Consider the following 10,036-nt stretch of genomic DNA (forward strand, 5'->3'; position numbering starts at 1 on the left):
CAGACTTTGATTTTTACAATCTATTCATTTTTAGCTGTTTCAGTGTTACTTTTCCGTCAAAATAAACAGACTTGTTATAATTTTATTCTTTTTTAAGACACAAAAAAGCCTCCTGACTAAAGTTTTATCGATTTAATTTTTTTACTTTTGCCCTGTCTTAGATTTTCAAGCCTTTTGTGGTATAGGGTAGATTTATAAATGATTTTTCACCACTAATTTTAAGGCTATGACCCTTATTCCATAAATAAGCGTCAATTTCTAAATTTATCCCCTATTATCCACTTTTCTACACACCCAATGATTTTCATATTAACACGATCGATTAGCGATTGATCCAGGTTACTTAAATAAAAACGAGTCGTTTTCTCGGATGTATGCCCCAGGGCCTGCCCTATTATTGTTACGGATGCAGATTTCTCTTTCGCACACATCGCCCACGAATGGCGGGCTACATAAGAGGTCAGTTTTACCGGGGTAGATAACTTGTTACCGATAGCTCCCAAACGACGGTTATAGGTACGCAAAGCCACTTTATAACTCTCGTAAGAAGCCTCTACCGACTTTAGGACAGGAAACAGCAGATCTGAGTTTATATCGGCATATTTGTCAAGCAAACGGCGCATACCCGGCGTGATCGTCACACGGATCTCCGTTTTTGTCTTGACACGATAATAAACCAGTACATTCCCATGAATATTGATACGGGTCAGATGGGCCAGATCGACAAAAGCCATCCCGCAGGCCATAAAACTAAATAAAAACAAGTCTCGTGCAAAGTCCAGCCGTTTACTGCCTTTCAAATCCAAATGTGTTATCTCTTTGATCACATTTAAACCGACCGAACGTTTGTAGGTTTGGATAGGACGAAGATAAACCTTTCGAAACGGGTTCTCACCCGGAGTAATCAGATTATCCGAAGCTGCCGCATTATAAGCTGCACGAAAGATACTCGTGTAGTTACTAATCGAATTCTGACTTAGCGACAAAGACTGCAAATGGGTAACAAAGTCTTGTACGAGATGGCTGTTCACCCGTTTCAGATTAAACTTGCGCTTCCCCAAAAACTGTTCCAACTGACGACGGGTAGCTTTATACAAACCCGCTGTTCCTTTCTTTCCTGAGTCATATTTCTCTTTTTCAAGACAATCCATATAACTCAACACATTTCCACAAATGTGCGTTTTTTTTGCTTTCTCTTGCTGTGTTACCATAAGTATCATTTTTGAATTGGATTATAAATAACAAATGTAAGAGAAATGTTGTTGCGAATCAGTGGTTTTGAGAAAAACAGGAGCATTTATCACACAGCCCATATAATAAAAAGCCTCCCGGTTGAAACAAGTTCAACCGGGAGGCCATTTTATTTATAAAGTAATCTGTTTATCAGAAATTATATCCGACGCGCACAGCCAGGATGGGCTGGTCGAATGTCTTAATAATATTATACTTAAATTCTAATCCTACCGTTATCTGGTCAGTTGCATATACTTCACCTCCCAAACCGACGTTTGCTCCGAAGCGAGTAAAGTTCTGGCTAGCCTTTATTGTTCCTAATCCTTCAAGATTGTACTTTCCAGTTGCTTTCCAGAATGAAAGATCAAGACCAGCCAACGGATAGAAGCCGAACATTTCACTCAGTTTGAATACATAATGAACGTTCATATCGATAGCCCAGGCACTCAAACCATTATCCTTCACAAAATAAGTCAACGAAGGAGCAAAACGAACTTCATCAGTAAAATTATAACGATAATCAACTCCCAACAGTGCATTGCCATTATCATTAAACCCGTAACCAAGATTGAAACCGAATGACGATTGTCCTTGCTGAGTTTGTGCAAATGCACTCATGCTGATAATTGCCAGCATACACATAACAATTAATTTTTTCATACTCTCAATAATTTAGTTCAACATTATTCGCAAATATAATTATTTTACTTTAAGTCTGTCACCGGCACTTTTTACGATACTGCGATAGTAATCTTCATCGTAGCCAGGGAAATCAGGGTATTCAGACAAGCCGTAACCGTTTTGTTTGAACTGCCCGTTTTCTTCTTTCTTAACGTTTCCGTCCATATATTTTACTAACAGGTATTCACCGAGCTTCTTCCAGCGGGCAGTAGCTTGATCGGCTGTCGTGGTACTAAACCAGGTAAGGAACTTTACAGCCTCTGCCGGATTCTTAGCATACAATTCGGATGCAGCCTTATCGATAGCCGGAATTGCTTCTTTATAACTATTCTCCAACTCCTGCTGAACCGGACGGATATCCTTGATCATAAAGCTGTATTTCGAATAAGCCTGATTGGCTACCCAGTTATGAATCCAGAATGCAGAAGTCCAGGAGAAATTCATGATGTCCCCGTTACCTACCCGATAGCATTCGGGGGATTCCGTGATCGAACAATATAGCGGGGTGAATACAGCCATATCGGCATCGTCCACACCGAACCAAAGGATTCCACCAACTGCATCCGGCAACCAGTTACGCATCTGCGGAACGATTACAAAACCGGTCTGCTGCGTTGCAATGGCACGTTCGTTGGTGTATTCTTCACCATCTACCTTAAACGTCATCGGACGCCAGCGATACGGTACTTTATAGGAACCGGCACCGGCATCGTTTGTCATATCCAGATCTGTTCCTTCATAATGGTCACGCATGCCGTTCTGAACATCCTGTACGGACAAGAGACGGTTAGGCTTCACATACAATGGCATCGGCTCCTTAGAGGTGTCCCCTTTGATCAGATCGGTATACTTATCCATTGTGTTATCATATTTACGGAAGAAAGACCATACGCGGGCTTCACATCCTCTCAATCCACTGAAATCGTAAGGGCAATAGGCTTTCTGGAAGCTGAAGTCCTTATCTTTTCCACTGAAATAGCCCTTCTCACGGGCGAAAGAAACAACGTCGGGCGAATACATACAGTTCTCCTTGTCATCGAAGGGGATCTGCTGGATACGCGACTGGTTGGCATGTGCCGAGATGCAATCGTCCGGTACACGGATTGCCACCCATACCGCTCCTTTATTGCCTGTTCCCTTTCCAATCAGTTCCATTACCCAGGCTTCATTCTTATCGGCGATAGAGAATGTTTCGCCACTGCTGTAATAGCCATGTTCCTTCACCAGGTCGGTCATTACCTTGATTGCTTCGCGTGCCGATTTGGAACGTTGCAAAGCGATATAGATCAGGCTTCCGTAGTCCATGATACCCGTAGTATCCACCAACTCCGGACGTCCGCCGAACGTACTTTCCGTGATAGCGACCTGATATTCGTTCATGTTTCCTACCACCGAATAAGTCTGTTCCACCTGCGGGATCTGTCCCAGCGGTTTATTTGTATCCCATTCCCTTACCTCCAGCATAGCCCCTTTCGGCCAGGTTGCTGCCGGCCAACGGTAGAGCTCGCCATATAACGTATGCGAGTCTGCTGCATAACTGATCATGACCGATCCGTCGACCGATGCTTTCTTTCCAACCAGCAAACCTGTACATGCCATTGCATCCATTCCGGAAAGCAAGAGGGCGCAGGCTGCCGCGATAATCCAATTCTTTTTCATATAAATAAGTTTAAGCGAATAATAGCATATATACTGCCGCACCGCAAATATAACCAATCAATGCCAGAATTGAAAATCGCTTTGTATAGTACATGAAATCGATCTTCTCCAAACCCATCACCGTTACACCGGTTGCCGAACCGATAATCAAGATACTACCGCCTGTTACGGCACAGTAGGCAAGGAAAGTCCAGAAACCACCGTCGGCTACAAAATACTGGGCGTAAGGAGCCAGATCGGCTGTCTGCTGTACCACAGGGTACATACCCATAGTGGCAGCAACCAAAGCAACGTTATCCACACAAGACGACAGTACACCGATAACAAAACTGATCAGATACGGATCGTGCACATGTTTGTCGAGATAAGCGGACATCAGCCCCAACTGTCCGGATGTTTCCAATGCCCCTACGGCCATCAGGATACCCAGGAAGAAAAAGATGGTGGCTAAGTCTATATTGGGTAATAAGCGGGAAATACGTAACTTTTCCGATTCATGCACGTGCAAACGGCTATACATCAGATCGGTGTAGAACCACAGGATAACCAGTCCCAGTAATACCCCCAGGAAGGGAGGCAAATTGGTCAGCATCTGGAAGACCGGGACCAATGCTAAAGAAAGCACGCCGATCACAAAAATAGTACGACGAGCCCGGTTGGATATTTCCGGAACAAATTCGTCCGCCATTTCTTCTTCGCTCATCACACGCAACTGAGCGTCTTTCTTAAAGAGCCAGAAATGAGCGATCGTAAGCGGAACCAGCATATTGACCAGTGCAGAAAGGAATACATGCGATATCTGGTGCATCGCAGTTATATTTTTACCTACCCATAGAAGAATGGTAGTGACATCACCGATCGGCGACCATGATCCGCCGGCATTGGCTGCAATAATTACCATACAGGCATATTTTAAACGGTCGGTCCGGTCGGGAACCAACTTTCGGAGCACTGCCATAATCACGATGGCTGCAGCCAGGTTATCCAATAAGGCGGAGAAAAAGAAGGTTGCGAAACTGATATACCACAACAGTTTCCGTTTGTTGGCTGTCCGGATATATCCCGTAACAGCTCTGAAACCACCATGTTTGTCGACAATATCGACAATCAGCATGGAACACATTACAAAGAATAAGGTTTCCGCCACATTACCCAGATGATAGACGATAGAGCGGTTTGTTATGAAATTAATAAACTGGTCTTTGGCCGGCAGGTTTGCCATTTCCGGGTTTTGTGTTAAAAATTCGGCGAATAAAGGGTTAGAGCGTTCAACGAAGATGTTATAGGCGTCAAACATCAGGATCATCCATAAAGAAATTGCCATAAAGAGGGCGGTTGCGGCTTTGTTGATTTTAATCTTATCTTCGAGCGCAATTGCCAGGATGCCTGCAACAAAAATAATTGGCATTAATATAAACATAACTGTAATGTATTGTGGAAAAGAGGAGGCTTACAAAAGTGCCTCTTTCCCTTATTATATTATAAAGTGTATAAATAACTGATTTCCTCGGCCCAGATCGATTCGTCGGGAGTTTCCAGGATCAGTGGTATATCGTCGAAACGAGGGTCCTGCATCAACATAGTGAAAGTTGTCAGTCCCATCACTCCTTTTCCTATACTGTCGTGCCTGTCTACACGTGTGGCCAGGTCTTTCTTCGAGTCGTTGATATGCATTCCACGCAGATAGGAAAAACCGATCACCTCGTCGAAATGGCGGAAAGTCTCGGTAAATCCCTGCTCGGTCTTGATATCGTATCCGGCAGCCAGCGTATGGGCGGTATCGATACAGACACCTACACGCGACTTATCTTCCACTTTATCGATAATAGCTGCTATCTGTTCGAATGTATATCCCAGATTGGTGCCCTGACCGGCCGTATTCTCTATGACGGCACACACTCCGGTAGTCTGTTCCAATGTCCAGTTGATAGATTCAGCAATACGTGCCAGGCAATCGTCGACAGACAGCTGGTTCAGGTGACTCCCCGGATGGAAGTTCAGGCGGTCTAATTCCAGTTGTTCACAACGCTGCATCTCATCCAGAAAGGCTTCGCGCGATTTCTGCAATCCTTCGGGTTCGGGATGTCCCAGATTGATCAGGTAACTGTCGTGAGGAAGAATGTGTTTCGCTTCATAGCCAAACTCCTTACAACGTTCTTTAAAAAGAGAGATACTTTTCTTTGTCAACGGAGAAGATTTCCACTGACGTTGGTTTCGTGTAAAAAGGGCAAAAGCCTTTGCCCCGATAGCCTGGGCGTTCAACGGTGCATTCTCTATCCCACCCGACGCACTTACATGAGCTCCTATATATTTCATCTGTTTTTCTTTTTGCTTTGTTTTTTTATCTACTATTTTTCATCTTCGGTCTTGCATCCGGCAAAATGGAACTGTTCCGTTGCCTGTTCCTGAGTAACAATAAAATATACGATGTCGGCACGCGAACAAAGTTCGTTTTGCGAATTATATATTTCTGTCTCAATAAAAATGGCATTCCGTTTTCGCTCTTTGATGCGCCCGCGCACCATTAAGCGTGGTTCCCGGGTCGAGATGCTTTTCAAGAAACGTGCATCCAGGCGGGAAGTCACTCCCGACGTTTGTAATTTCCTTAATACTACCCAACCGGCCAGTTCATCCATAAGTGTCGTCTGGATTCCCCCGTGCAATGTATTCAACCAGCCCTGATAATGACTTTCCGGTTCCCAGAAAGCTACTACATCATCCCCATCTTCATAAAATTCCATGTGAAGGCCCTGAGGATTTTCGGGTGCACACCCGAAACACATATAACCTTCCAGTCCCTCCCAGGGATTAATAATCTTTTTCATACAACAACAGCTTTAAACGGATTGTTTCTTAAATAAAGAAAATTTTATAGCATAAGTTCGTTACAAATATAACAAACTTACAGCGAGTTTTCGGGGATGGAGTAAAAAAAACAGAGATAAAGACGAAGCCTTACCTCTGTTTTTCATACGAATAATCAGGTATCTATTATCTTTATTCTTCTATTTCAGGCATCAAAAAATCCACGAAACACAGGGCAGCCAAAGCTGTACCGTATCTCTTTTCGATGGTAATACCTTCAGTTATAAAGTTAAGTTCACCCAGATAATACTTACCGTAAGTTTTCTGGTGAAGATCGTTGATTACACGAATCAGACGTGACTCCAACTCTTCAATACGATAACGGCCGCTAACCTCGCATACCAGTCCGCCAACCTTCTCATCGAAGTTTTCGTCCTTGTACATCCAGGCGTAAACCACACCGGCAGATACAAACTCATCCTGATACCCGTGAGACACGGCCATAATGGTCTTCAGTTCCGTACCAAATGGAGGAAGGTCAATCTCATCCATGGTAGCAAGATGTGCAGTGGCGGGGATAACAGACGAATACGTCATAATGTTAAAGTCTGAAATACCAGCATCATAAAGGGCCATGTGATAAGAACCTGCATGTTTTTCCAGATCCGAGTCGCCACTACCCTTTGTAATAAAAAAGGTGTTTGGAATTAAATTCCCAACTTTCTTTACCATCTACAAATATGTTTTACTTAATTAATAATATTGCGGGCACAAAAATAGGAACTTCTTTGGGATTATTTTCTTTACAAATGATAAAAAACCAACTTTTTACATATTATTTCCCTTTTTATTACATCTGCAACTAAAACAGGCTGATAAATAGCACATTTGGGAACAAAAGCCAAGCCTTATAAATCGCGTCTATCGATTGATCGAAAAAAGTTATAACAAATGAGGCCTCCCGGGGTGAACAAATCTTGAACTGTTAATGTTAGATTAATAGAAACAACATAAAACATATTGGTCATGCTTACATTATGTCTTAGTTTATTATTATTGGTCACAAATAACAGTAATCATAGTCAAACAACAAATAAAAAAGAAGAAATTATGAAATTCGAATTAATTCAATTACCCTATGCAGCCAATGCGCTGGAACCGGTTATAAGTAAAGCAACTATTGAGTTCCATCACGGAAAACACCTTCAGGCTTATGTAAACAACTTGAATAACCTGATCCCGGGAACCAAGTTTGAAAACGCTCCGTTGGAACAGATCGTAGCAGAATCGGACGGTGCCATTTTTAACAATGCAGGACAGATCCTTAATCATAATTTATATTTCACACAGTTCTCACCCAAAGGAGGCGGCAAACCGTCAGGCAAGTTAGCAGAAGCTATCGACAAGACCTGGGGTTCGTTTGAAAACTTCCAGAAAGAATTCAACACGGCAGGCGCCGGTTTGTTCGGTTCAGGATGGGTTTGGCTGGCAAAAGATAAAGACGGCAAACTTTCAATTACCAAAGAAGCTAACGGTAGCAACCCTGTTGCCAAGGGTCTGACTCCGATTCTGGGATTCGACGTATGGGAACATGCTTACTATCTGGATTACCAGAACCGCCGTCCCGATCACCTGACTGCCTTATGGAAGATCATCGATTGGGATGCCGTTGGCAAAAGGTATTAATTAATAGTAGTGTAGTTTAAACTAGATAAGGCCGTCCGGAGTATATTTCTCCGAACGGCTTTTTTATTCGTTGCGGCAAAGGAAATAATGTCAATTATTAAGGAAAAACAGCCAATTGTTACAGGAATAAAAGGTTGTAACTTTGTTATGTAATTAGAAGCACAATAATAACGAAAACAACAAGGAGTTATAATCATGAAAATTAACGAGTTAACAAAACAGGAATTCTTAAGTAAAGTAGCCAACTACGAAGCGAGTCCCGACAAATGGGTATACGAAGGTGACAAACCTTGTATCGTAGACTTCTTCGCAACCTGGTGTGGTCCATGCAAAACAATCGCTCCTATCCTGGAAGAACTGGCCGACGAATATGCCGGACAAATCGATATCTACAAGGTAGATACGGAGAAGGAAGAAGAATTGGCCGCCGCATTCGGTATCCGGAGCATACCTTCCCTCCTGTTCTGTCCGATGGGCGAACAGCCGCAGATGGCAAGAGGTGCCATGAGCAAGGCTGATTTCAAAAAGGCTATTGATGAAGTGCTTTTGAAGAAAGAAGAAAAGTAATTATACGCAATTTGAATAAACTCCTGATAGCGCAAACCCGGTAAACGGGGCGGCTATCGGGAGTTTTTTATTTCCGGGTATTATTATCCGTGCAGTACCCCCTGCATATCGATCACCGGCCAGGGTTTATAGTCGCGCCATGCACCACGTGTAAAGTCAGGTATAGCTACCGAACAACTCTTATTAAGGACGGAGCGTTCGCTCAATTCAACGATACATGACCAGGCGGCCGCATCGTAGACACTCTGGTCGAGCGGATAGCCGTTCTGCAGGCAATAGATCAGGCGCCAGTCCATGATAAAGTCCATACCGCCATGACCGCCGACCTTTTTTGCCCGTTCGCCGATGTATTTACTTAGCGGGTGTTCGTATTGAGCCATCACCTCTTTATGGTTACCCTCTTTCAGGAATGAATGCGTGTCGGGTTGCACAGCAACTTTCTGATCAGGGTATTTTACGGCCATACCTTTCGTTCCCTGTATCAGATGGATACGAGAATAAGGACGCGGAGAAGTGGTATCGTGCTGAATCATGATGGACTTACCGTTTACGGTATGAATGATTGTTGTATTCATATCGCCCAGCATATAACGTTCCGAATGGGTAATGCGTTCGTCGTTTTCCAGGTTATTCTTTGCCCAGAGCGAGAGACCGAACTGATTGGTGGAAACGGAAGAGAGATAGTCCATCCGGTCTCCCTGGTTAATTCCCATTATTTGAGCAACAGGGCCTAAACCATGAGTCGGATATGGATTTCCGGTGTGGTATTTACTGTATTCAAGCCGCCAGTGTTTGTAATAGCCTTTGAACTTTTCACCTCTCAGGTCATGTATATAAGCTCCTTCTCCGTGGATAACATCACCCAATAGACCCTGGCGGGCCATATTCAAGGTTGCCAGTTCAAAGAAATCATAACAGCAGTTTTCAAGCATCATGCAATGTAATTGGGTTTCTTCGGCTTTGTCGACCAAGGCCCAACAGTCTTTTACGGTAAGGGCAGCAGGAACTTCGATAGCGACATGTTTGCCGTGATCCATCGCATAGAGGGCGATTGGAACATGCAGTTCCCAGGGAGTTGCGTTATAAACCAGGTCGATATCGTCGCGTTCGCACATCTTTTTCCAGTCTTCTTCACCCGTATAAGCTACGGCTTCTTTGCGGTTACTGTTTTTCAGTGTTTTCTGGCTGTTGGCAACCCGGTTCGGGTTCAGATCGCAGATAGCAACGATCTCGGTGCCTTCTATCTGTGCCAAACGTTTTACGGCTCCGGCACCACGTCCAAGGCCCACTACGCCGATACGGACAGTGCTTAACGGTTTACAACGGAGTCCGAGTACCGACTTCCCCCTGGCGGGCGGGCTGGGATCTTCGCCCCGAAGCGGGAAAACTCCCACTGCAGCCGGAG

At 43.9% G+C, this 10,036-nt stretch carries 10 protein-coding genes; 2 read left to right on the forward strand and 8 right to left on the reverse strand.

Annotated features, from left to right (window positions below):
* Positions 1-251: 251 nt before the first annotated feature.
* The 7 genes from BQ7394_RS13435 to BQ7394_RS13465 form a co-directional block, all read right to left on the reverse strand.
* Positions 252-1,211, reverse strand: coding sequence for a tyrosine-type recombinase/integrase (locus BQ7394_RS13435; RefSeq protein WP_075557906.1), 960 nt, complete (start codon positions 1,209-1,211; stop codon positions 252-254).
* 172 nt (positions 1,212-1,383) lie between these two features.
* A complete protein-coding gene (locus BQ7394_RS13440) occupies positions 1,384-1,893 on the reverse strand; it encodes an outer membrane beta-barrel protein (protein WP_075557907.1) in 510 nt (169 codons plus the stop codon).
* Positions 1,894-1,932: 39 nt separating this feature from the next.
* On the reverse strand, positions 1,933-3,573 hold the full coding sequence (locus BQ7394_RS13445) for a dipeptidase (protein ID WP_075560022.1): 1,641 nt from the start codon (positions 3,571-3,573) through the stop codon (positions 1,933-1,935).
* A 10-nt stretch (positions 3,574-3,583) separates the two neighbouring features.
* Complete coding sequence (gene nhaD / locus BQ7394_RS13450; protein WP_075557908.1) at positions 3,584-4,993, reverse strand: sodium:proton antiporter NhaD; 1,410 nt, start codon at positions 4,991-4,993, stop codon at positions 3,584-3,586.
* Positions 4,994-5,052: 59 nt separating this feature from the next.
* Entirely contained in the window at positions 5,053-5,889 is an 837-nt protein-coding gene (gene nfo / locus BQ7394_RS13455) for a deoxyribonuclease IV (protein ID WP_075557909.1), read from the reverse strand.
* 32 nt (positions 5,890-5,921) lie between these two features.
* Positions 5,922-6,398, reverse strand: a complete 477-nt coding sequence (locus BQ7394_RS13460) for a PaaI family thioesterase (protein ID WP_075557910.1) — start codon at positions 6,396-6,398, stop codon at positions 5,922-5,924.
* 172 nt (positions 6,399-6,570) lie between these two features.
* Positions 6,571-7,110: a pyruvoyl-dependent arginine decarboxylase gene (locus BQ7394_RS13465; RefSeq protein WP_075557911.1), complete on the reverse strand. Its 540-nt coding sequence runs from the start codon at positions 7,108-7,110 to the stop codon at positions 6,571-6,573.
* Between the two features lie 294 nt (positions 7,111-7,404).
* On the opposite strand from BQ7394_RS13465, the gene BQ7394_RS13470 reads away from it, so the two are divergent.
* Positions 7,405-8,064, forward strand: a complete 660-nt coding sequence (locus tag BQ7394_RS13470; RefSeq protein ID WP_075557912.1) for a superoxide dismutase — start codon at positions 7,405-7,407, stop codon at positions 8,062-8,064.
* 195 nt (positions 8,065-8,259) lie between these two features.
* Positions 8,260-8,631 (forward strand): thioredoxin, encoded by a 372-nt coding sequence (gene trxA / locus BQ7394_RS13475; RefSeq protein WP_075557913.1) that lies wholly within the window; start codon positions 8,260-8,262, stop codon positions 8,629-8,631.
* Between the two features lie 83 nt (positions 8,632-8,714).
* On the opposite strand, the gene BQ7394_RS13480 is transcribed toward trxA, so the two are convergent.
* Positions 8,715-10,025: a Gfo/Idh/MocA family protein gene (locus BQ7394_RS13480; protein WP_235848833.1), complete on the reverse strand. Its 1,311-nt coding sequence runs from the start codon at positions 10,023-10,025 to the stop codon at positions 8,715-8,717.
* Positions 10,026-10,036: the final 11 nt, after the last annotated feature.

The sequence above is a fragment of the Parabacteroides timonensis genome (genome assembly GCF_900128505.1).
GTDB classification, from domain to species: domain Bacteria; phylum Bacteroidota; class Bacteroidia; order Bacteroidales; family Tannerellaceae; genus Parabacteroides; species Parabacteroides timonensis.